We start from the raw sequence: 23,055 nt of genomic DNA on the forward strand, positions 1-23,055 counted from the left end.
ACGTCTCGGGCAAGCCGCGCATGCCTAAGCCTTACTGGACGAAAATCTCCGAAGCTTTCTCAGAGGGATCTTGGATGGAGACATGATTCACCTGTTTGAATCCCGACAAGACCGAACGAGAGAGCGACAGCCTGTGTGACACTTACACTGGTAATGTCCATCAGGAGCCACATAGGCCGTAGCGGCATTCGGTAGCAAAGGCCATCAGATCTAATCCACCACGTTGGGCAATTTATTGCCCAACGCATGGAGCAGCCGCGGAGCGCGTCTACGCTTCGCCGACCTGAACCTTAACTCTTCGGTTCTGTCGGCCCTTGTTGTCGACCTTCAGTATGCGCGATGTCCGTGCGCGCTCAGTCGAAACAAGATGGGTTCCGCCGCAGGCCTGCCGGTCCAGTCCGACGATTTCCACGATTCGCACGGTGTCGTCCCAAGACGGAGTGGGCGCGACAGACTTGCTCCTGAACAGACCTGCAATGTTTCGGGCCTCGTCGTATTGCATGTACGAGGTTCGTACGGGCAGGTCTTGGCGGATCACTTCATTAAGATCATCGTCAAGTGCCCGAAGCTGGTTGTTTTCGACACCGGGCAGATCGAAGTCGACCCGAAATGTACTATCCGCGCTGAGTTGGGCGCCTGTCAGGAGCGCTCCGCCAAAGCGGGTATACACTAAGGCGTTCAGGACATGCGCAAGCGTGTGCAACTCACACATTAGATCGCGGGACACCTGATCCACTTCGAGACGAACGATGCCGTCCAACTCCTCCGCTCCTTCGAAGTGATGCCATATCCCGCCTTCCGCAGGTGTGACACCACAGATGGATGACGAACCTCCGACCCAGGAGAGGGTGCCGCGATCCGCAAGTTGCCCACCTCCTGCGAAGAAGGGCGTGCTCTCCACCAGAACGGCCCGGGTCGGGCATCGAGTACCGTTTGCTCGATGCAGAGCACGTGAGGTTCATTCAGGCAGACAAAGCGCCTCATGAGCCCCTTCTTGTTCGGCAGCATCCTCCATGTGATGGAGCAACATTGCAAGGCATAGCCGATAACATGTCATCGGTGACTGGTGGTTTTTGCTGCCACGCGCCGGACCGCAGCGGGATATGTGGGCGTGGTGCCGCGCCGCGAGCAGGGTGGAAGTTGAGCGGCAATCAGGATGAGAGGTGACGATGCGATCCGTCAGGATCGCATCGTCTGGCCGTCGCAGCCGAGCGGGTAAGGAACGGATGTCTTCACGCCAATGGGGAATTCGCCATTTGCCCAGTCGCCAGATGAGACTGTTGAAGTTCAGTCACACCGACACCGCCCCGATCACCGCCAAAGCCGGCTTCAGCCCAGCCACCGGATAGCGGATTGACAAGGACCCGCGTCTGCCCTCCGAGAGGAAGGCCCCACCCGGGCGCCGGCGTCCCGACCCGCTCGCCAGCGTCTGGGACAGCGAGATCGTTCCCCTTCTCCAAGGCGCCCGTTGCTCTCTTCGAGGAGATCATCCGTCGCCATCCCGACCTCGGCGCCGGCATCCGCCGCACGCTGGAGCGCCGCGTCCGCGCCTGGCGCGCCCTGTATGGCCCCGAGCAGGACGTCATCTTCCGCCACGTGCACGAGCCCGGACGCATGGGCCTGTCCGACTTCACCGACATGGCCGACCTGGCCGTCACCATCGCCGGCCAGCCGCTTGATCACCGGCTCTATCACTTTCGGCTCGCCTAGTGGTGCTCGGTGGCGAGAGCTATGTCGCCCTCGCCGAGGGGCTGCAGATCGCCCTTTAGGCCTTGGGCGGTGCTCCGCGCGAGCACCGCAGCGATAGCCTCTCGGCTGTCAAAGTCTATGAAACGGAGCATGACGAGGTTGGAGATGACAGGCTGCAATGCAGGCTTTTAGCGGTGCCCGTTGATGATTTCGAGGGCAGGTTTGACCAGGGTGGAAGCGGGCAGGCGCTGGTAAGGCCCAAACTGACGGGCCGACCAATCACGTTTGAATCCGGTACTCGGGATGACCTTGAGGAGGGGCTAACGGAAATTGGCCTCAGCCTGAAGGCTGCCGCTTGGATCGCTGATAAGGTCCCCGAGTAAGTCACACGATTTTATGCTCTCGCATCAACGGCTGCCATATGGGTTGAGCGGATGGAGCTTGGTTGGGCATCGGCAGCACCTTAATGGCAGGTAAACGCCCCTGCCCTGTTCCATGTGCTCTGGTCATAGGTGGCTCAGTCTTCTTTGGGGTTCATCTCGACCCCCTTACGCCTTACATGCCGCTCATCCGTCGTGGCCTCCCGCGACGAGTTTCCTCCCTAAACTCGGCCACCACCAGGTGGCCTTTTTTCTCACTGCCGATGTGCGGTGCGGTGCGCTCGCGCTGGCTCGCATTTTGAGGTTGCGCCATGTTTCTGTCGGTCATTTTCTCAAGCATTCGTCGCTGGCTCCGCGCCCGTGAGACCGCCCATCAGCTCTATGCACTGACTGATAGGGAGCTTTCCGACATCGGCATGTCCCGGGCCGACATCTCGAGGGTGGCTCGCCAGGTACGATAAGGCGGGAGTACCTGATAGCCCCCTGAATTCAGGCGAGGCGCTAAGCAGAAGCATTGATGTTGCCCCTCTTGTCGCCATGCGGCCACGGGCCCGCCAGACCGGAGCGCAATCCCATCTATCTCCTCCGGCAGGTCACTGTTCGGATGGGGCCGCCGCAGGTGCATTTGGGCGCAATGGACCTGCCAGGGATCTCCTAAGAAAATCTCCTTACCTGCCAGTTGATTTGCTACTAAGCTACAGGCTCACATGTCCGCGCGCATTTTTGCTCGAACGAAGCGCAATCCGGAGCTCAATGATGGCCACGCTGTCGCCCAAAGACTACTTTGATCTCGCCTCCTGGACCTATACGAGCGGAATGCAGGGTCCTCTTGCAAGCACAACCCTCTCCCCCTTCCCTGTAACTGCGAACCATTACCAGTCACAGAACAATTATGATGCGTTTCGTGAGGAGTCCGGGTTTTACGGCGCCGCGTACATGGCCGGGACAGGCAGTGGCAGAGTAATCTTGATAGGTTTCGAAGGAACCAATGTCTCTATGCTCCCTGACCACCCGGAGTTCGCAGTTGCGCAGATTTTGGCAGATGCTGACCTATACTATGGCCGACTTCCCCAACTTCTCGATGATGCGCTAACGTTTACTCAGTCCGTCATTGATACCGCCCGCACGCAGGGAATACTCCTCGAAAACATCTTCATCACGGGGCATTCCCTTGGCGCCGCCGCTGCACAATACGTCGCCGCGCATACCGGCCTGGGAGGTGTCACGTATGGCGGGCCTGGCATCTCGTCAGATTACGTGCCGGATGACGCGGTCAGTGGCCTGACGAACTATGTCGAACGCGGAGACCCGGTTGGAAACTACACGAACGGCTTTCCTGCTCCGGTCGAAACCTATTTCCTCTATAGCGACAAGATTGAGCACTTCGGCACCCCAACCTATCTCGGAAATTATGAGGATGCGGCGCTCATCATCAGTGCGGGCCTCGCGTTTGCATCAACCAGCGATGAGGTGAGGGCAGCAGCACTGGCGACATTTTACGAGGCGGCCGAGGAGTACCATCTCCTGAACAAGTATCATTCCGATCTACCGTCCACGAGCGACGCCTACATACCGGAATGGATGTCGAGTTACACCGGGGAGGATCTCGCGCGAATCATTTCAGGCGTTCTCGGAGACGGAGAGGCTCTCGTCGACGACGTTCACTACTATGTCTCAAATCCGGATGTCTTCCATGCGCGACTGGACCCGGAGCAGCACTATGCAAAGTTCGGCGCCGAGGAAGGGCGAGATCCCAACGCCTTCTTATCCACCGTCGGCTATCTCGCCGTCACCCAGGATGAAGCAGCGGCAGGATTCGGTCCGATTGACCACTACAAGCAAAAGGGTTGGAAAGAGGGCGTCGATCCAGGCGCCAACTTCGACAACGAACGGTATCTCGCTGCGAACCCGGATGTGGAGGCTACCGGCGTCAACCCGCTTTCGCACTACCTCCAGTTCGGAAGGGCGGAGGGGCGGCAAGCCTACTCCGCCATCGGCAAGGCCTCCGATATCGCGACTGCAGGAGGATTCGACGCTCAATATTACCTGCTCGCGAATCCGGACGTCGCCAAAGCTGCGCTGACCTCAGGAGACGATACATTTGCCTTCGCGGCCGACCATTTCGAGCGATTTGGCTGGCACGAGCACCGCAATCCGAATGCTGTGTTCGACACCAAGACGTACCTGGCGGCCTACGCGGATGTTCAAGAAGCCGGGATCAACCCCCTGCAGCACTATATGGATTTCGGTTGGAAGGAAGGTCGTGACCCGTCTTCGAGCTTCGATACGACACAATATCTGGCATCCTACGCAGACGTGGCAGCAGCCCAGATCAACCCGATGATGCATTACCTGCGCTTTGGGGCGGTCGAGGGCCGAAACACCGACTGGGATGGCTTCCTCGGCTAGGACCGCGCCGGGGGTCAAAACCAGAAATTTGGCCCGGCAGCGTGAAGGAGATCCGCCCCAAGCCGTAGCGCGAGCTTGATGCCTTACAACTCGTCTGCTTCTTCGGTCTGCGGCTTGGCGCCACCTCGTTCCGTCACATTGATTCTCACTGTGTGGGCCTGAATGGTGCCTTCCGCGGATTTGACCTCATAGCGGACTTCGTCCGGCCCGGTATAGCCGCGGGCAGGCTGATAAAAGACACCCTGCACCGGCGCTTCGAGATTGGGGCAGTTCCTGACCCGGCTTGCCTTTACCTTCCCGCTGCGCACGGCCAGGGACCCGTGCTTGGGCGGAGTGAGTACCCTCACTTCCGGCGCAGGTCCTACAGAGCAATCTCTCTTGACGCTTCCATACAGCCCCAGGCGCAAGGTCTTTCCCGGAACGGCATCGGCGGCGCGGTAGACACTGTTGGTCTGTGCATGGCCGGCGACGCTTGAGAGGCAAAGGACCGCACCAGCAATCACACCGAACCGTCGCAAATATCCTGCCATTGTCACTCTCCTTCACCGAAACGGCTATTTGATACGCCCCATGAACTAAGGGTTAAACCAGGATTTTCCATGTCCTTGACCCGACCCGCTTCCTTCCTTGGCAACGGCTACGGCCTGATCAGGTCTCCGGCACATCGCGCCGCTTCCTTTCCCGTGGAGCCTGGCCCACGGCCCGGCGAGCGCCCTCCCCGCTCCTCAGCCCCGCCTGTGACAAGCCGACTGCCCAAAGAAGAAGGTTCAGTTCTAAAGCCGAGGCCATCGCATCGTACGGATATCGCTACAGCATCTGTGGTGTGACAGGCAGTCTACGGCCCCACCACAGTCGCGCGGAGTTGAAGCACCAGACCTTTGGACATTGGCTGCTCCCACAGCTTTTCGACCTGCCGCAGGCGCCAGATCCCGAACGTGTCCTGTCCTGGGTGACCGACCGCCCCTACCAGCCTGAGGTCCGCCCGCGCAACAGACGAAGGGCGCCCCAATGCCCATCGTCCGGCGGCTTCCTCCTCGCTTGACGAATACCTTGCGGCCACCTGAGCGGAGGACGGAATGCTGGCAGCCCGTCCCGGCACGAATTCGGCTGATTGTTCTGTCCCCTGGGCGGAGGAACAGGATTCCATGCCTTGCGGTGCCGAGCAGGTTTGGAAGGGAGTAACCCCCATGCAGAACGGCATGATCTGGCTCGCGAGTATAGGGCAAGACACGTGCTCACAGCCATTGTTCTCGGCATCGCCGCGGCCCTGCGCCGCCGGCGTCGCAGCTCTGACCGCTAGCCCCAACGCTCCCCCTTGCAGGAGAAAACTGGCGCGGGCGACGGGGCTCGAACCCGCGACCTCCGGCGTGACAGGCCGGCACTCTAACCGACTGAGCTACGCCCGCGTATCAGTTTGTTTGGAGCGGGCGAAGGGATTCGAACCCTCGACCCCAACCTTGGCAAGGTTGTGCTCTACCCCTGAGCTACACCCGCACGCTCACCCAGCAGCGCTCGGATATGGACGGCGAGCGACGCCCGTGAGAGCGCACTCCTAGAAGTCAATGGCCTGGCTGTCAAATCCCGATATCGGTTCCCAATGGCGCGACATGAAAGTCATCCGACGGGAATTGCAATCCGTCATGGCGGCTGCTTAGGCTCACTATCCCGTCCTTCGCAGTGATCCTCACCACTCAAAATTCCCGCATAAGCGGTATCCGCGTGCGTGTTGGGTACGAGGCGTCATAGCGCTCAAACGATAAGTGGTTTTCATGCTGCCGCCTTCCTGCGCCTCCATAAAGGTGTGTCGGCGCATTGCGCGCCAGAGATCCGCCGAGGCATTCCCGGCCCTCCAGTCTCCGGTATTAGACATGGGATGAGCGGATCTGATACGGAAGGCCAAGGTACAAAAAAAACACTCCTCGGGTCGATTGCCGATTCTCCCGAAAAAATAAGTGACACAGCAGTTCAAATGGCAGGCCATCCGCGGCCAGCGCTAATCTGTTGCGCCTTCAGTATTGTTCCCCGACGCTGTTGCAGGAGCCGGCGTCGTCCCAGACACAGACCGGTCCTCGCCGGTAGAATAGCGCTCTATGACTTTCGCAACGCGTTGACCATCACCAAGAACATGCGGGTTCGTCGCGTAGGGAGGCCAGGGATCTGCAGTATGGATCACACTGTTCCAAGCCTTGGAGTCACCTGCCGCAGAAGTGACAGTGTCACGATGTTTCATATAATCTGAGCAGGCGCAGAGGCCACTGAAGCATGAGAGCAGCGCGACGGCTTTGAGGCTGCGCCTACCGCTTGATAGTTTTCTTACTAACATGGCGCTTTTCCGGCGGCAGCTCGACGATGTGCCCATATGGTCCAATGATACCCGCTCCATTGGCGAAGCGCTCCTGCATATCCTCGTCAACCTCGAGCTTGCCAAGGAGAAAGAACTCCAGGTCATTGCTGGGTTTCGCAGAATCGAGCGGGGTCCGCAATGGCTGCCCGGGTCTCGCGGGCCTTACCAGGCGGGGGGTAACGATGATCACCAGGTCCGTTTCCTGCTCCTGAAAGGACGAGGATCGGAACAGAGCCCCAAGAACCGGTACCTGCCCCAGCCAGGGGACTTGGTCCTGGTTCTTCGTGTGCGTGCTCTGAAGCAAACCTGCCATTGCGAAGCTCTGGCCATCGCGGACCTCAATGATTGTGCTGGCGCGCCGCGTAATAAAAGAAGGAATCGAGATCAGCCCTGTGCTGACCCTGACGGATTCATCAATCTGACTGACCTCCGGCTCCAGCTTCAGATTGATCAATCCATTGTCGAGCACAACCGGTGTGAAATTCAGGCGAACACCATACTCCTTGTACTGCACGGTGATTTTGTTGTCTTCGGAGGCGATGGGAATTGGCACTTCGCCACCTGCCAGAAAGCTGGCCTTTTCGCCCGAGAGAGCAATGAGGTTCGGCTCGGCCAGACGGCGGGCAAGGCCCTTCTCCTCGAGCGCCTGCACCAGGATATCAGCGCTGATCCCGCCTCCGAGGACCTGAGCGATGAGAGTGCCAAACGGTGAGCTGCCACTTGGCAATGTGGAATTAAATCGGATGACGCCAGATGATGTGTCGGAATCAACGGCCCCGGTCGTGAACCCGCGTCCCCTCGACTCGTTCTCCCGTCGGGCGAACCAGCTTACTCCCAACTCGCGGCCGGCATTCCTGTTCGCTTCAATGAAACGGACTTCAAGCATGACCTGCTGACCGCCGCTGACGCGCAGCGCATTGATGACACTGTCTGCTCCATATTGTTCGGCGACCTCGAGGACCTTCCGAAGTGCCACGGCATCCGGAACAGTGCCGCTTAAACGAACGCGACCATTGATCGTCTCGACCCTAACGTTCCCGTTCGGAACGGCTTGCTGGATTGACAGTTCGAGGTCCGGCGTGTCAGCCCCGACTTCCACGTTCACTGTACCAAGCAGTGTGTCGTCATCCCCATAAACAGCAACATTCGTTCGCCCTTCAGCCTTTCCAAGGACATAGAAGGTACGGCCCGTTAGAGGAACAGCGGTCGCAATCTCGGGATCTCCAACGATGACCCTGCTGACATCGATAGCTGTTCTGGCTGTGAGAAACTGACCTTTGGCCACATTAATTCCGCCGGCGGCACGGCCATTGCTGAATCGAATGAGGCGCTCCTGCGCCTGAGTTGATGAACCCGAACAGACCGCGCCCAGAGCGACCAGTACTATGAATGCAAATATCGACCAGGAGTCGGTCACGGCTGCTCGGGAGCGTGACAGACCGTGCTTTAGTCTCATCGTGAGGATCCGTTCTATACTGACGACATGTTGCTTTACGTTGATCCCGGGGCCGGGTCTATTCAGCCGGATTGCCTAGCTCTATTAGATGTCGCTGGTCGTGGTTAACGAAGTTTAAACAAAAGCCACGTAGAAAATCTGACGCAAGCCGCATTTTTGACAACGGACTTAACATGCAGACAGAGACGCCTACCTCGGTCCTCACAGGTCTGCGGCTACTCGAGAGTCTTATGCTGCCCCGTACCTCCACGCGTTTTTATCGACGCAGGCCGCGGCACGTGATGCGCGACTACCCGTATCATTGGGCTACAGATTGCAAGCAACAGGTAGACAGACACCATACGCAGGGACAAGATTATGTGGGGATCTAAATGCGCGTGGACCGCGGGCTTTATAACTTGTGTCACTCTATCGCTCGCCGGCTGCAACAGCATCGCGAATGGTGGGCTTTCGAGTTTCGGTAACAGCGATTCAGGTGCCGCGTTGCCCGCGACCGTCAAGGACTATCCGGACGCTGAGGTCTTGTCTGTTGCAAAGAGGCAATTTGCCGAGGGAAATTTTGGCCACGCAGCCCGGTACTATGAACGGGCAGTGGAGGTAACGCCCAACCATCCGGAAGCCTGGCTTGGCCTTGCGGCCTCTTATGACCGTGTCCGACGCTTCGATCTGGCGGACCGCGCCTACCGTGAGGCTTCACGCTTCGTGAGTGATCGACCCGAATACTATAACAACATTGGTTATTCGTATCTCCTGCGGGGAGACGTCATCAAGGCCCGCAGCAATTTTTTGAGAGCCTATGAACTTGATCCTTCTAACATAACGGTGAACAACAACTTGGAATTGCTGCGAGATAATACGAGAAGTTCAGCACCAAGCTGATGTTTCAACTCTCGACAACTCCGGTGGCAGCTCAGTTCTAGAACCTATTCGCGAACCGTTTTTGAGACGACACGGGGGGCAGATCGCCCATCCTGCTAAGAGATCACGTCTAGATGCAAACAGGGACAAGCTGGACGAGCCAACTAGACCGTTTGGCTGAGCCGGGCACGGTGGCGCTCTAGACCATCAAGCTGAATGGACGGCGCTAGGCAGACCAGTCCTTAATTAGACAACACATACGACGAGCTTCGGTTCCAATCCGGTCCGAGGCCAGCGCTTGTGGGGCTGCCTCAGCTGGCAGCAGACCAGTTCACCAGATTGAGGAATAAGATACATGAAGTCGCTCATCACCCGTTTCATCAAGGATGAATCCGGCGCGACAGCCATCGAGTATGGCCTTATCGCCGGTCTCATGGCCGTTCTTGTTATTGCTGGGCTCCAAACCAATCTTGGGACCGCTTTCAAGCAGACGTTTACCGATATCGCCACGAGCATGGACGCCACGCCATAGCCCCTCTTTCTGTGGCCTACCGAAGGCTCAGGACGGAGGGATGAACATATCCCTCCGCTTTTTTGTCACGCAATCCGCAGCTCCAGCAGGCTCAAAGAACCCACTATGACGATTTCTGCGACAGCTGCGTATCTTGCGAGCCTGGGCTTCTTCTCGGCGACAATCTGGGCTGGTGCGATGGATCTCGTGACGATGAAGATCCGCAACGAAATCGTCTTGTTCCTTCTTGGAACCTATGCAGCACTGGCGCCATTGGCCGGCTTAGATCCTATCGCGATCGGATGGAGCGCTGCAGCGGCATCAGCTGTTCTGCTCTGCATGTTCATCTTCTTTGGCTTGGGCTGGATCGGTGGCGGTGATGCGAAGCTCGCGTCGGTCGTGGCTCTCTGGCTTGGTCCGGAGCACGTACCAACCTATCTCCTCTACACAGCCTTGTTCGGCGGCGCACTGACTCTCATTATACTTCAGTTCCGCCTGTTTGCGCTGCCAGGCTTCTGCCTCGATGTATTCTGGATCAGGCGCCTGCATGCAAAAGAAAGCGGGATACCTTACGGGCTCGCTATCGCTTCAGCCGCAGTCTTTGTCTTTCCTGACACATCTTGGATGATCATTGATATCTGACCGAACACTTGTGCCGCGACCTAATGTGACGATGAGGCTTTGAAATATGCTCCGCATCATCATTCTTTTCATTGCTATCAGTGCCGGCAGTCTCGCAGCATGGCTTGCGCTGTCAATCCAACCAGGTGGAGCAGCTCCCACGGCAGCAACTCAGGCCCCGGAGGTCCAGCAGGATGAAATCCTTGTTGCCTCAGGTGATCTTGCTCAGGGCCAAGCACTCGATGAGACCAAGCTTCGCTGGCAACCTTGGCCACAGGGAGCACTCAACCCTGGCTATGTTAGCCGTCGTGCTAGGCCCGATGCGCTAGCCTTTTTCAAAGGCGCGGTTGTACGCAATCACTTCGTGTCCGGTGAACCGATCCGGGAAGAAAAGCTTGCACGAGGATCCTCCGGGTTGCTGGCTACGCTGCTCCCGCCCGGGAAGCGAGCCGTTGCCATTCGAGTCTCGGCGGAGAGCACAGCAGGTGGCTTTGTTCTTCCGAACGACCGCGTGGACATCATCCAGACCATCAACAGGCAAGCCAATGGCCAAAATGACAACCTGAGCCGAACGTTGCTACGCAACATCCGGGTTCTGGCGGTCGATCAGAAGGCGGATGAGACCAAGAACGACGCGGTCGTGATTGGCAAAACGGTTACGCTCGAACTCAGTCCGTCCCAGACCGAAGTCATTGCGGCTGGCCAGGCCACCGGCTCTCTTTCGCTCGCACTTCGTTCGGTGGCTGACGCGGACGAGGAACCAATTACAAATCTGGAAACCACCAAGACCGTGAGAATCCTGCGTGCGGGACGCAGTGAGATCGTCCGCATTCAGTAGGCCTCCGCTCCACCCAAAAGGTATTACGCCGACAATGAGAGATCTGACCCCCGCACGGTCGAGCGGACAAGATGATTTCGAACGCCATCCGGATTCGCCGGGGCTGGAACAACTTGCGGCACCCGTTGTGTCGACATCAAGCGCAAAAGCCGAGATAACATTTAGCGACCGGCGACTGCGCGACACGGTGCGGATGCCGCGGATCACTATTCATGCCTTCTTCGATACTCCTGAGATTGGGGTCTCTATCCATAGTGCCGCTGCCGACCGACTGATGTCGCGGGTTAAGACGACGGTGCGCGGTGGTGGACTTGCCGCTGCAGTTGAGTTCTACCGTCAGTCCCCAACACCTAACCTAATCCTGGTTGAAAGCCGCTCGGCAGACAGCACATTTCTGAGCGAACTCGATAGCTTGGCCGAGGTTTGCGACGCGGGAACCAAGGTGATGGCGATTGGGCACACCAATGACATATCCTTCTATCGTGAGCTTATGAGACGAGGTGTCAGCGAATACCTTGTTGCTCCGACTGATCCGTTCTCTTTGATCCGTTCGATTTCAGACCTGTATGGCGAGACTACCTCAACGAAGCTCGGACAAATCTATGCCTTTGTCGGAGCTAAGGGAGGTGTTGGCTCGTCCGTCATCGCTCACAATGTTGCTTGGTCGATTGCGAGTCGGCTCAGTCTCGATGTGATCGTTGCAGATATGGACCTTCCGTTCGGAACAGCAAGCCTCGACTTCAACGTCGATCCGAGTTCAGGAATTGCGGAGGCTATCCAGGACGTCGGACGCCTTGACGAAGTTTTGCTTGATCGACTCCTGACGAAATGCAGTGATCACCTCAACCTGCTCTCTGCTCCAGCCAACCTCGAGGGATCCTACGATCTGGCCGAAGCGGCAATGGAACCACTGCTTGACCTTGCTCAGGCAACTGTTCCCTACCTCATACTAGACATGCCACATTTGTGGACGGCGTGGGCGAGGAAAACACTTTTGTCGGCCGACGAGATCGTGATCACGGCCACACCTGACCTTGCAAATCTTCGCAATACGAAAAGCCTTGTCGGATTCCTGCGCCAGGCTCGACCGAACGATCCGTTGCCGAGGCTCGTCCTAAACCAAGTTGGAGTGCCGAAGCGCCCAGAGATCAAGCCTCTGGATTTCGCCAAGGCTGTGCAATTGGACATTTCTGCGTGCGTTCCTTTCGATGCGAATTTGTTTGGCACAGCAGCCAACAACGGGCAGGTCATTGCCGACGTCTCAGCGCGTGCGGCCGCTCCAAAGATCATTGCGGGCCTTGCTGACGCTCTAACGGGACGCAGCGGCCAAAAGCGCCGCCGGCTTGGGATGCCGGATATGAACTCTCTGCTCGGAAGGATTTCGCGCCTGCCTTTCCCCTCCACAAAAGGTGTGCCGTAGCCGCCGTCACTATCGTGCAGGTTCACCGGCGCCGCTGGGGCTATGGTCCTTCGACCTGGCCCTGCGTCCCAGCTCCGACCGCACGCACTGGTGCGCACGACCCAATACAAGAAAATGTCTTCGGCTCTGCCCCGTGATAAACCGTCGTCAGCTGACGGCCCCCGGATGAAACACGGACCAAGAGGTTTGCGATCTCGCGCCCCCCCTCCCCTAGAACGATTAGATTGGTCGCACCCGTGGCTTTGCCGGTCAGAACAATGCTGCGCTCGTCGCTCAGTGTGCCATCGACAATGTCTGGATTGCCTATGATGATCGTCCGCGCGGGCGCAGACAACATCAGAACCTTTGCAAAGTCCAATCTGACCACCACTGATGCACCATTGTCCACTGCTGCAACATCGACACCCTCCGATCTTGTGAGCGTTTCCCGCGGCTTTCCATCAGCCCAGCACGGTGTAGACACGACGGCAAATGCAGGAACTGCGAGCGCCGCGAGCATTGCATAACGATTCATGGGTGGTCACTCTGATAGGCGGAAAGACTCACATTCCGCCCTGTTCTGCATTCTGTGCAATTAGGCCATATGGCCGAGGCAGGAGCGTCAGTGTCCTAGACCACAAGGCTGAGTGGACCCGAGTACTACCGGACTCGTATAAAAGAAAGGCTAATGTTGAGCTTTTCCGAAGCAGGATGCATCTAGTCGAAAGCCCATCGTGAAGCTGAGTTCGATCAGCATAATACGGTCTATGAGGATGCAGCGGATTTGGCGCGCACCCCAATTCAGGTCTTCGTAAGATACGCCGCCATGCGCGAGATGAGCGGTTCACCAAGTCGCATCCTGCCCCTCGGTTACCAGGATCGCATAAGCACAAACCGAGAGCGAAGAATAGCGATGTTTGGGAAGAGACGGACGCAGGACGAGGGATTGGGTGAGCGACAGGTAGATCAGCCTGCATCGTGGTCTCACCAAATAAGTCCGCCTCACTCCCCGGCCGACACTTCTCCCGTGGCCATCCAGTTCCATCGGGATAGCTCCATTATGGCGACGAGGACCGCAGCGTCCGCTTCAGTCGAGGCTTTGCCGGCTTGTCAGGCGACGTCCCGCAAGAGCAAGGAGTACTATGATCTTAAGACGCAGGTCTTTGCCGCTCTGATTGATGCGATCGACGTCTCTCAACTGTCTCGGATGGAAGCGCCCCAGGCTCGCGATGCGATCGGCGACATTGTCAATGACATCGTCACGATGAAGAAAATCGTCATGTCCGTGGCCGAGCAAGATGAATTGCTTCAGGATATCTGCAATGATGTTCTTGGTTATGGTCCTCTTGAACCGTTGCTGGCCCGGGACGACATCGCAGATATCATGGTCAACGGCGCCGATACCGTTTACATCGAAGTGGGCGGCAAGGTCCAGCGCACCGATATTCGGTTCCGGGACAACGCCCAATTGCTTCACATTTGCCAACGGATCGTGAGCCAGGTTGGCCGTCGGGTCGATGAATCCAGTCCAATCTGCGATGCTCGTTTGCCGGACGGCTCACGTGTCAACGTGATCGCATCGCCGCTTGCGATTGACGGGCCGACTCTCACGATCCGGAAGTTCAAGAAGGATAAGCTAACCCTCGACCAGCTCGTCAAGTTTGGTTCGATCACTCCGGAGGGTGCACAGGTTCTTCAGATCATCGGGCGCGTGCGCTGCAACGTCATCGTGTCCGGCGGAACAGGCTCCGGTAAGACGACACTCCTGAATTGCCTCACCCGATATATTGAGCCCGGCGAACGCATCATCACGTGTGAGGACGCGGCTGAGCTTCAGTTGCAGCAGCCTCATGTTGTACGGCTGGAGACCCGGCCGCCGAACATCGAAGGCGAAGGCCAAGTGACAATGCGGGATCTGATTAAGAACTGTCTGCGAATGCGGCCTGAGCGCATTATCGTCGGCGAAGTCCGCGGCGCGGAGGCTTTCGACCTCCTGCAGGCAATGAACACGGGCCATGACGGGTCCATGGGCACCTTGCATGCCAATTCACCGCGAGAAGCTCTGTCCCGAATGGAATCGATGATCACGATGGGCGGCTATTCTCTACCGTCGAAAACGATCCGGGAGATGATCACCGCATCCGTCGACGTAATTATCCAGGCTGCGCGCCTCAGAGATGGTTCACGCAGGATCACCCACATCACGGAGGTCCTTGGCCTTGAGGGTGACGTCATCATCACACAAGACCTGTTCGTCTATGACATCGCCGGTGAGGATGCCAAAGGCAACATCCTCGGCACTCATCGCTCCACAGGCGTTGGCCGACCCCGGTTTTGGGATCGGGCCCGATACTATGGAGAGGAAAAGCGCCTAGCAGCCGCGCTTGATGCGGCAGACCAATCAATCTTGTGATGTGAGGTTGACGAGAGCGCTCATGCTGGCACCTGATCTTGTTCCAATTGCAATCGCTTTGCTTACAGCGTCGTGCATCAGCGGGCTTGTTGTGGCGGTCTTCTACCCGCACATGACACGGGACTCCGAAAGTGCAAGGCGGTATGCTGCGATCGCGGCACGCGATCCAACAATCGATGGTCAAACGAGAGCCGAAGAGAGCCAACGCAAGCGTATGATCGAGAACGCGCTGCGGGAAATCGAAGATCGGAAGAAGATCAGACAGGGCTCAAAGCCGTCACTCATGAGCCGGATCCGCCAAGCTGGCCTGAGCTGGACCAAGTCAACTTACTACATGATTTCCGCGGCCGCCGGAGTGGCCTCGCTCCTGATCCCACACACTGCTTTTGGAGTGGGCTTATTGCCGGGGATCGGATTTGGCATCGCGGGCGGACTTCTCCTGCCCCACCTTTATGTCAGTGCCAAGCGCAATGCTCGCCTGAGGGCATTTGCTTCTGAGTTCCCGAACGCCGTCGATGTGATCGTCCGGGGCGTCAAAGCGGGATTGCCACTTGTCGATTGTCTCAGGATCATTTCGACCGAGGCTCAGGAGCCCGTTCGAAGCGAGTTCAGGACCGTGCTTGAGGATCAAACGATGGGAATGCCGATGGATCAGGCAGCTTATCGCCTTCCTGAACGGATTCCACTACCCGAAGCCAACTTCTTTGCAATCGTCATTGCGCTTCAAAGCCGCACGGGCGGTAGCCTATCCGAGGCGCTTGGCAATCTCTCGAAGGTCCTCCGCGAACGCAAGAAGATGCAGGCGAAGATCAAGGCCGTCAGCTCGGAAGCCAAATATTCTGCGGGGATCATTGGCTCACTGCCGATCATCGTCGGCGGTCTCGTCTATATCACGTCGCCGGATTATATTTCACTCCTGTTCACTACCTTTATCGGGAAGTTCGTGCTTGCGCTGTGTGCCTTCTGGATGACGATAGGCGCTCTCGTCATGCGCAAAATGATCAACTTTGATTTCTGAGCATCGCGATGGTTTTGAGCGCCTTAGCCAATGATCCCGAACTGCTCATAGCCGCATCCGCGGCCATCTCTGTCTTCTCGGCGGCGCTCCTCGTGGCCTGGCCTTATCTCGCTCGTGACCAGCTCAGCGCCCGTATGGCGCAGATCGCCAGCGAACGGGAGCGCATTCGCCTGAGGGAGCGCAGCCGACTGAACAGCCAGAGTCAGGCAGTTTCGCTTCGACAGGAGCCAAAGAGGCTGTTCAAGGAAATTGTTGATCGCTTCAATCTCGCCAAGGAGGCTGAAGGTGGAGAACTTACTCACACCCTCCGGATGGCAGGCTATCGTGGGCAGGGTCCGGTCGTGACCTTCCTCGCAGTCCGGCTGATTGCACCTGTGGTAATGTTTCTACTGGCACTGTTCTATGTTTTTGTGGTTCTGCGCCTTGAGCATACTTTCCTTGTAAAGCTAGGGATTGCTGTGGCAGCGGCTTGGTTGGGCTATTACGCGCCGCAGCTCTACGTAAAAAACCGAATCATCAAACGGCAGAATGCCATTCGCCGTGCATGGCCTGACGCGTTGGATCTCCTGCTCATATGTGTTGAGTGCGGCATGGGCATTGAAAGTGCATTCCGCAAAGTTGCAGAGGAAATCGGTTCTCAATCCTCCGAGCTCGCTGAGGAGCTCTCTCTGACCACAGCGGAGTTGTCCTATCTGCAGGACCGTCGAAGAGCGTACGAGAATTTGGGCGAGAGAACGGGCCTCGATGGTGTCAAAGGTGTCGTCACTAGCCTGATTCAATCGGAGAAGTACGGCACGCCCCTTGGCCAGTCCCTGCGCGTGCTGGCCCAGGAGAATCGGGATATACGCATGAGCGCAGCGGAAAAGAAAGCCGCAGCTCTTCCGCCGAAGCTGACAGTCCCAATGATCCTCTTTTTCCTTCCGGTCCTCTTTGCCATCATCATCACGCCAGCAGTGATCCAGTTCATGAGTGTGCAGTAGGAGTTCGAGACACATGCTCGGCCGTCGGTACTTCACGCATTTTCCAGCAGTTGCATCAGCATTACGCGCCCTTCGAGCCTCGATCCTGGGTTTCGTGCAAGACAGGAGCGGGAATGTCGCGGTGACTGCTGCTTTGGCCCTGCCGATCCTTCTCGGCGGGTCAGGACTGGGACTTGAGATCTCTTATTGGTACGCCACCCAGCGTTTGATGCAGAATGCTGCTGATTCCGCAGCCGTTGCGGCTGCGACAAATGCCGGGTCGACTTATATCAGTGAAGCCAATGCGGTGGCTTCCACTTACGGCTTTATCAACGGCAGCAACAATGTCGTCGTGACCGCAGTAGATAATGCTCTTTGCCCCTCCGGCAAGAGCGAGTGCTACAACGTCACGATCACTCAGTCCGTTCCCCTATTTCTGTCCCAGCTTGTTGGCTATAGCGGGACTGTATCGGTCAAAACGACGATAGGTGGAGAGACGATTACGAGCCGTCAGACGGCCTTGAGTGCAAGTGCCATAGCAATTCGAACGACATCACCACGCAAATACTGCGTGCTGGCCTTGGGCAGTAGTGGCGTGGAGCATGGCATCCGCACGAATGGTGCACCCAAATCGAGCCTGTCCGGCTGTGGTGTGATGTCGAATACGGCCGCGCGCTGTACGGGCCAGGGTCTCGATGCAGACTACGGTGACGCTGCGGGAAGCAATGATGGGTGCGGAGAGGAGCAGAGATCATCCGTACCCCCCGTCACCGATCCTTATGCAAGCCTGTCCTCGCAGATAGGCTTGGATCCTTGCGGCGGAACCTACCCCCAGATGCCTGACAACAAGGGTGATCCCGCCCTGCCAGCGACCAATCTTTGGCAGGGCGAGAAGAGCTTCGGTGCGACCCAGGTCGTATGTGGTGATTTGCAACTCACGGGGGACCTTGCAATCACCTCTCCAGCGGAAGGTACGGCTCTCGTCATCTGGAATGGTCGACTGAACACCAATGGCTTCAAGCTCACTGGCTCAGCACTGACTATTATCTTCGCCGGCAGCAGCACGGGGCCCTACATTCATGGTCCTGTTGGGGGAGGCACTCTTGACATCACGGCACCCACGAGCGGGCCGTGGAAAGGCGTGGCACTCTATCAGGCGCCCAACTTGACGACAGGTGTCGATATTTCTGATGCGGGCAACAGCCCGACCTGGAACATCACCGGACTTGTCTATCTGCCCCATGCAAATGTGACCTTCAGCGGTGCCGTTAACAAGTCAAGTACCGGAAACTCGTGCTTTGCTCTTGTGGTGGCGAATATCAGGGTGAATGGCACCGGTGCCATTCTGTCGAGGGGATCAGAATGTCCGGCAGCCGGCCTCGATTTACCGGCTGGCCCTGGCCGGGGCCAACTCATTGGCTGATGGGCTTGTCGATGTTCAGATGTGAGCCGAGATGCAAAGGGTCGGGGGAGCGGGCCGCCGCTGGATGCCGCCACCCTTGCAGCACCCGCCGCGAAAGGTACGGCTTATGGCGTGATTGTCGTGGCGTCGCCGGCATCGAGTTCGCCCTCGTTGCCGGGACATTGAGCGTCCTGATGTTGAATGTCGTTGAAATCGGCCGCTACGCCTATATCAGGATGCAAGTCGAGAATGCCGCTCAAGTCGGAGCACAGGCGGCATGGAGAGCATGCGACCAGACAAGACTTCCGGCCACCATCAACTGCCCCAACCTAAATGCCGCAGTGTTGGCGTCTATCGGGAGCACCTCCCTGGGAGACAGCATTAAGCTGCAGAATCCTCCGTCGGAGGGGTATTACTGCGTCACGAACGCGGATGTCCTGCAACGTGTGGCCGATGTCACGAACAGGCCAGCCGATTGCTCCGCTGTCGGAGAGGCGGGAGCCCAACCCGGAAACTATATCAAAATCGACGTGACTTACTCCTACAAACCATGGTTCCTTGATCTGACCGTGGCGCAACTTTTTGGCGACGGCATTACGGGAACCGCCTACATGCGACTGCTCTAGGAATGATGAGAGGCCGCATCAAGGGATTCCCAGGTGATGTGCGCGGTGCCACGGCCGTCGAGTTTGCGTTCGTGCTCCCGATACTTCTCGCGTTCGTTCTTGGCACTATCAATCTTTCGCTGTTCATTCTGACAACCGCCAGCTTGCATTATGCAGCTGAGAAGGGCGCCCGGTGCGGTGCCCTGAATGGAGCATGCCCTGAAAGTGAATTGAAGAGCTACTACTATGCGCCTGGGCCGGGTCCTACATTCACGCAGGATCCCGGTGCCGCTTGCGGCTATGCCATCACTGCGACAGTGCCGTTTCGGTTGAACGCCGTCATCTACCACAAGTCGATTACTCTGTCGGCGTCCTCGTGTTTTCCCTGATTGCCGCTCGAATCGACGCTGCTGTCAGGCTTGACATCACGATCCAGATCTTGGCAGCTTCTGCTTCAGACTGGAACCCCGCCACCGGATTGGCCGGCATGCCTTCGAAGATCAGCGATGACGACACGCGCAACGGACGCTGCCTTCTGCGCCTGGTCCAGTGATCCGGAGAGGCCAGTCCCGGTGGCGCAGGACTGCTCCAGAGCGATACAGGCATCGGCAAGTTCCGAGAAGCCTAAAAGCGCGGCCTGAGGGATGATCGCGTGAGCTGTCGAAGCGAGTGTCGTGTGGTCGATTGGACTGACAGGACTGCCCGGCAATGCGTGTTCCAGCTGTTCATCAAGCCGGGTGAGCCATTGCTCAACCAGATCAGGTCCAACCGCTGCTAGGAAGTCTTCAAAGTCTTTTGTGTTCAATGAAGCCATGCTCCGAACGGACGGCTCAATCGCTGGCTTGTCTTCAGGTTCGGTCCCAAGCCTCTCGCCGAGCACTTTGAGAAGATCTCTCCGTCTGGCCGGCTTGCACAGATAATCGCTAAATCCTGCCTCCTTGAACGTCCTGACCTGATCGGGGAGAGCATTCGCTGTCATGGCAATGATCGGGATTTCGCCGGCTGGAGGGCCCAACGCGCGGATAGCCCGGGTTGCAGTGATGCCATCCATTCCAGGCATCTGTATATCCATCAAGACGAGGTCGTACGGCTTCGCCTGAACCGCCGCGAGGGCCTCCTCGCCGTTGCACACGACCTCCACCGCATGACCAGCGGCCTCTAGAACCGTTCTGGCAAGCTCTTGATTGATGTCGATATCTTCCGCGAGCAGGATGCGTGCCGGCTTGACCGGTCCGAACTGTTCCGGCTCAGTCCATCTCTTCGGAGGTGCTTCTGCTAGAGGCAATGCAACCTGGACCCAGAATGTTGAGCCCTGCCCGTGCTCACTGATGACGCCGATCTCGCCTCCCATCAGTTCGATGAGGCGCTTTGAGATGGCAAGACCAAGGCCAGTTCCGCCGAACTCGCGCCGGATGGAGGGATCAACCTGCGAGAAGCGCTTAAACAGGCGGTCGAGTTTCTCTGGAGCGATCCCGATACCTGTGTCGGTGACAGCGATCCAGATGAGTTCGCCAGCAGGCGCCTTCCCCTTATACTCCACCCGCGTCTCGATATGCCCTTCTCTTGTAAACTTGACTGCATTGTTGAGAAGATTGAGCAGGATTTGACGGAGACGTGTCTCATCGCCCACAAGGAAGTCAGGAACGTTCGGGTTCAGAGAAATTTGAATTGGGACATTTTTCTTGCCAGCACCGCTGCGGACGATTGAGACCGTGTCATTGACGAGTTGCCTGAGTGAAAAGGTCTCCGCCTGCAATCTGACCTGCTCTGCCTCGATGCTTGAGAAATCCAGAATGTCATTGGCCACGGTCAGCAATGCTGAGCCCGCCACCTGGATGAGTTCGGCATAGCGACGCTCCTGTGGCCTGAGGTCCTGGTTGAGCAACTGCTCCGTGTATCCAATGATCCCGTTCAAAGGAGTGCGGATTTCATGGCTCATCGTTGCCATGAAGTCTGTCTTGGCGCTGTTGGCCTGTCTCGCACCACTGAGCGCTTCCTCCGCAAGATCACGTGCCCGCTTGAGCTCCCGCTCGCGGTCGGCCACTGCTTCCGCCATTCGGTCGAGCGTGCGTGCGAGGACCCGGACTTCGCCAGCGCCCTCATGAACCGGTCTAATGCTGAAGTTCCCCTGCTCCAGGGCTCCAGCAATGCGAGCCAAGTTGCGAAGGGGGCGAAAGATCAGAATTTCCGCACCGAGTGCCCCGAGCAGTACCGATCCAGCAATAATCAGGCTGATCAAGATTAGGCGGTAGCGGAGAGCCTCGTCGATCGCACCGATTGCAGAAGCCTTGTCAATCCCGACGGCGATCACAGCACCGGTTTCTGGGATTCCTCGGGTCGCGAAGACGCGCTCGACGCCGAGAAGGTCGAATGCGTCTGAGACGCCCGTGGGAGGAAGGAGCGCATTCTCGGCTGCGGTGTGGTCCCACAATCTCTTTCCGATGAGACCCGGAATTGACGGGTAATGTGCGACCAGAACCCCTGACGGATCAACGAGCAGGATGTTCAGGTCGGACGGTAACCTGCCGGTGCTGGACGGAAGATTGCGAAGAATTTGCGGATCGACACCAGCAAGCAGAATTCCTAGGACGCTCCCGTTCACATGAACCGGCAGAGCCGCGGTCATCCTCACAGCCTTCGTCTTGGGATCGAGGCTCGGACCGACTATAGTGAAATTTTTGGTGCGCAGGATCCGCTCGAGTTCGTCATGCTCACTCGCATCCGGCGCTGTCATTGCGGGCATAGCTGTACATATCACCTGGCCATCCGGACCCAGCAGGCGCAGCTCCGTCATCCAGCTGTGCAGCATCATGGAGCGCAACAGGAAGCGATCACAGGTGGAACCGCGCAGCCGAATCTCCGGCGCCAGTGCCAGATAGCCCAGAATGGATCGAGCCTCATTGATCCTGTGCTGCTGATCCTCGGCAATGTCGAAGGCGAGATATTCTGCCCGCTGCCGGATATTCTTGAGGGCGGTAGTGCGCTCGTTACCTGCAAACTGGACTAGGGCGCTGATCAGAGGAGCGAGCGTTGCTATCCCAATCAGAACGAAACGCCAGAGGAGGCTGCTGTGATGCAGCCACTCCGGGATCGCCGGTGAATGCGTCAGTAGGTTCTTGAGATCAAGCTTGCGGCCACTGCTCGGCATCTCCACCGTTTTCCACTCGACTACTGGCCGCTGAGAAGCACCCGCTGGCGGTTGGGGTATGGGCGAGCGCCGGCAACGGCTGCGGCAGCGCGGTTGTTCACCCCGAAATACCGGAAGATGGCGGCCATGTGAATTTTCACCGTGCCTTCGCTCAGCCGCAGAGCCAAGGCAATTTCCTTGTTAGTCTTGCCTTGGATCAAAAGATCAAGAACGTCCTTCTGGCGCGACGTCAGAACATGACCATTTCCGGCCGGCTCGGGAGCCAATGCTTCAACTGGCTCGGGAAGGCAGGGCTCGGCCCCAATACTGGAGATGTCCGCTAACGAAGGCGGCACGTAAATTCCACCTCCAAACACCATTGTCAGCGCGGCCGTCAGCTCGGAAATGCTCAAGCTCTTCAGCATGTAGCCGTGAACCCCCGCCTCGAGCGCCAGGAGAATGTCCCGCCGAGAGTTCGAGGCGGAAATCACGCCGACCCGGGCACTTGGAAAGCATTCCCGTACGGCCCTCAAGTTTGCCGGCGTTCTCATCCCTGGCATTGAGAGATCAAACAGAGCAGCCGACGCATTATCGTTCTCGGCCAAGAACTCAACAGCCTCATCGAAGGATGATGCTTCCTTGATTTCCGAGAATCCGAACTGACGAGTGAGTATCGCGCTTACGGCAATGCGGAAGTACGCGTCGTCATCAGCAACAAGGCCAATGCGCTTTCTCGCTTCCATTGGAAACCTCCTCTGCCGGTTACGATCTCATTATAGTAATTCAAAAGAGTTAACCCATTGCGCTAGCACCAGTTCGATTTGCGGCCGCTTTTTAACGATACAACATACGTAATTGTACACGCCTGCTGATACGGAACCCTCCATGTTGCCGCTACTCGCCGAACATTGCTGGCTTCGCTGTCACCATGATGGCGAGGAGACAGTGCGATTTGCTAGGATCTAATAGAACACACGCGAGCATAAGGTTCAGGTCTGGTCAGCGACGACGTATCAAGGTGCCGCA

At 57.6% G+C, this 23,055-nt stretch carries 20 protein-coding genes, 2 tRNA genes and 1 pseudogene; 14 read left to right on the forward strand and 9 right to left on the reverse strand.

Annotation, left to right across the window (positions count from 1 at the left end):
- Nucleotides 1–268: 268 nt before the first annotated feature.
- On the reverse strand, nt 269–760 hold the full coding sequence (locus ACFOYU_RS12640; protein ID WP_377033858.1) for a hypothetical protein: 492 nt from the start codon (nt 758–760) through the stop codon (nt 269–271).
- A 511-nt stretch (nt 761–1,271) separates the two neighbouring features.
- On the opposite strand from ACFOYU_RS12640, the pseudogene ACFOYU_RS12645 reads away from it, so the two are divergent.
- A pseudogene (locus tag ACFOYU_RS12645) lies at nt 1,272–1,766 on the forward strand (IS21 family transposase); the annotation flags it as partial.
- Nucleotides 1,767–2,244: 478 nt separating this feature from the next.
- Here the strand turns inward: ACFOYU_RS12645 and ACFOYU_RS12650 are convergent.
- Complete coding sequence (locus ACFOYU_RS12650; RefSeq protein WP_377033883.1) at nt 2,245–2,409, reverse strand: hypothetical protein; 165 nt, start codon at nt 2,407–2,409, stop codon at nt 2,245–2,247.
- Between ACFOYU_RS12650 and ACFOYU_RS12655 the strand changes: the two genes are divergently transcribed.
- Both ACFOYU_RS12655 and ACFOYU_RS12660 read left to right on the forward strand, forming a co-directional pair.
- The gene (locus tag ACFOYU_RS12655; RefSeq protein ID WP_377033859.1) at nt 2,381–2,530 is read left to right on the forward strand and encodes a DUF1127 domain-containing protein; all 150 of its coding nucleotides are present in this window, start codon (nt 2,381–2,383) and stop codon (nt 2,528–2,530) included. The genes ACFOYU_RS12650 and ACFOYU_RS12655 overlap by 29 nt on opposite strands.
- Nucleotides 2,531–2,822: 292 nt before the next feature.
- Nucleotides 2,823–4,478 (forward strand): hypothetical protein, encoded by a 1,656-nt coding sequence (locus tag ACFOYU_RS12660; RefSeq protein WP_377033860.1) that lies wholly within the window; start codon nt 2,823–2,825, stop codon nt 4,476–4,478.
- 83 nt (nt 4,479–4,561) lie between these two features.
- Here ACFOYU_RS12660 and ACFOYU_RS12665 read toward each other — a convergent pair whose 3' ends face one another.
- The 4 genes from ACFOYU_RS12665 to ACFOYU_RS12680 all read right to left on the reverse strand — a co-directional run bounded on the left by ACFOYU_RS12665 (nt 4,562) and on the right by ACFOYU_RS12680 (nt 8,239).
- Nucleotides 4,562–5,008 (reverse strand): 4-aminobutyrate aminotransferase, encoded by a 447-nt coding sequence (locus ACFOYU_RS12665; protein ID WP_377033861.1) that lies wholly within the window; start codon nt 5,006–5,008, stop codon nt 4,562–4,564.
- A 799-nt stretch (nt 5,009–5,807) separates the two neighbouring features.
- Nucleotides 5,808–5,884, reverse strand: a tRNA-Asp gene (locus ACFOYU_RS12670).
- Between the two features lie 13 nt (nt 5,885–5,897).
- A tRNA-Gly gene (locus ACFOYU_RS12675) sits at nt 5,898–5,972 on the reverse strand.
- An 800-nt stretch (nt 5,973–6,772) separates the two neighbouring features.
- The gene (locus ACFOYU_RS12680; RefSeq protein WP_377033862.1) at nt 6,773–8,239 is read right to left on the reverse strand and encodes a type II and III secretion system protein family protein; all 1,467 of its coding nucleotides are present in this window, start codon (nt 8,237–8,239) and stop codon (nt 6,773–6,775) included.
- 522 nt (nt 8,240–8,761) lie between these two features.
- On the opposite strand from ACFOYU_RS12680, the gene ACFOYU_RS12685 reads away from it, so the two are divergent.
- The 5 genes from ACFOYU_RS12685 to ACFOYU_RS12705 all read left to right on the forward strand — a co-directional run bounded on the left by ACFOYU_RS12685 (nt 8,762) and on the right by ACFOYU_RS12705 (nt 12,526).
- Complete coding sequence (locus ACFOYU_RS12685; RefSeq protein ID WP_377033863.1) at nt 8,762–9,157, forward strand: tetratricopeptide repeat protein; 396 nt, start codon at nt 8,762–8,764, stop codon at nt 9,155–9,157.
- Nucleotides 9,158–9,491: 334 nt separating this feature from the next.
- Nucleotides 9,492–9,668, forward strand: a complete 177-nt coding sequence (locus ACFOYU_RS12690; protein WP_377033864.1) for a Flp family type IVb pilin — start codon at nt 9,492–9,494, stop codon at nt 9,666–9,668.
- A gap of 105 nt (nt 9,669–9,773) precedes the next feature.
- On the forward strand, nt 9,774–10,289 hold the full coding sequence (locus tag ACFOYU_RS12695) for a prepilin peptidase (RefSeq protein WP_377033865.1): 516 nt from the start codon (nt 9,774–9,776) through the stop codon (nt 10,287–10,289).
- Nucleotides 10,290–10,335: 46 nt separating this feature from the next.
- Complete coding sequence (cpaB, locus tag ACFOYU_RS12700; RefSeq protein ID WP_377033866.1) at nt 10,336–11,106, forward strand: Flp pilus assembly protein CpaB; 771 nt, start codon at nt 10,336–10,338, stop codon at nt 11,104–11,106.
- Between the two features lie 34 nt (nt 11,107–11,140).
- Nucleotides 11,141–12,526: a CpaE family protein gene (locus tag ACFOYU_RS12705; protein WP_377033867.1), complete on the forward strand. Its 1,386-nt coding sequence runs from the start codon at nt 11,141–11,143 to the stop codon at nt 12,524–12,526.
- A 40-nt stretch (nt 12,527–12,566) separates the two neighbouring features.
- Here the strand turns inward: ACFOYU_RS12705 and ACFOYU_RS12710 are convergent, their stop codons facing one another.
- Entirely contained in the window at nt 12,567–13,040 is a 474-nt protein-coding gene (locus ACFOYU_RS12710; protein ID WP_377033868.1) for a pilus assembly protein N-terminal domain-containing protein, read from the reverse strand.
- Nucleotides 13,041–13,565: 525 nt separating this feature from the next.
- Between ACFOYU_RS12710 and ACFOYU_RS12715 the strand changes: the two genes are divergently transcribed.
- The 6 genes from ACFOYU_RS12715 to ACFOYU_RS12740 are packed head-to-tail and all read left to right on the forward strand — an operon-like array spanning nt 13,566 to nt 19,291.
- The gene (locus tag ACFOYU_RS12715; RefSeq protein ID WP_377033869.1) at nt 13,566–14,918 is read left to right on the forward strand and encodes a CpaF family protein; all 1,353 of its coding nucleotides are present in this window, start codon (nt 13,566–13,568) and stop codon (nt 14,916–14,918) included.
- 22 nt (nt 14,919–14,940) lie between these two features.
- Nucleotides 14,941–15,936, forward strand: coding sequence for a type II secretion system F family protein (locus ACFOYU_RS12720; protein ID WP_377033870.1), 996 nt, complete (start codon nt 14,941–14,943; stop codon nt 15,934–15,936).
- Nucleotides 15,937–15,944: 8 nt separating this feature from the next.
- Nucleotides 15,945–16,916 carry a type II secretion system F family protein gene (locus tag ACFOYU_RS12725; protein ID WP_377033871.1) on the forward strand — a complete coding sequence of 324 codons (972 nt, stop codon included), beginning with the start codon at nt 15,945–15,947 and terminating at the stop codon, nt 16,914–16,916.
- A 13-nt stretch (nt 16,917–16,929) separates the two neighbouring features.
- Complete coding sequence (locus ACFOYU_RS12730; RefSeq protein WP_377033872.1) at nt 16,930–18,318, forward strand: pilus assembly protein TadG-related protein; 1,389 nt, start codon at nt 16,930–16,932, stop codon at nt 18,316–18,318.
- A gap of 11 nt (nt 18,319–18,329) precedes the next feature.
- A complete protein-coding gene (locus ACFOYU_RS12735) occupies nt 18,330–18,923 on the forward strand; it encodes a TadE/TadG family type IV pilus assembly protein (protein ID WP_377033881.1) in 594 nt (197 codons plus the stop codon).
- 5 nt (nt 18,924–18,928) lie between these two features.
- Nucleotides 18,929–19,291, forward strand: coding sequence for a TadE/TadG family type IV pilus assembly protein (locus tag ACFOYU_RS12740; protein ID WP_377033882.1), 363 nt, complete (start codon nt 18,929–18,931; stop codon nt 19,289–19,291).
- A 65-nt stretch (nt 19,292–19,356) separates the two neighbouring features.
- Here the strand turns inward: ACFOYU_RS12740 and ACFOYU_RS12745 are convergent, their stop codons facing one another.
- The gene (locus tag ACFOYU_RS12745) at nt 19,357–22,050 is read right to left on the reverse strand and encodes an ATP-binding protein (RefSeq protein WP_377033873.1); all 2,694 of its coding nucleotides are present in this window, start codon (nt 22,048–22,050) and stop codon (nt 19,357–19,359) included.
- A 20-nt stretch (nt 22,051–22,070) separates the two neighbouring features.
- On the reverse strand, nt 22,071–22,772 hold the full coding sequence (locus ACFOYU_RS12750; protein ID WP_377033874.1) for a LuxR C-terminal-related transcriptional regulator: 702 nt from the start codon (nt 22,770–22,772) through the stop codon (nt 22,071–22,073).
- Nucleotides 22,773–23,055 lie beyond the last annotated feature (283 nt).

Origin of the sequence: Microvirga sp. GCM10011540 (genome assembly GCF_042650665.1) — a bacterium.
GTDB classification, from domain to species: Bacteria; Pseudomonadota; Alphaproteobacteria; order Rhizobiales; family Beijerinckiaceae; genus Microvirga; species Microvirga lenta.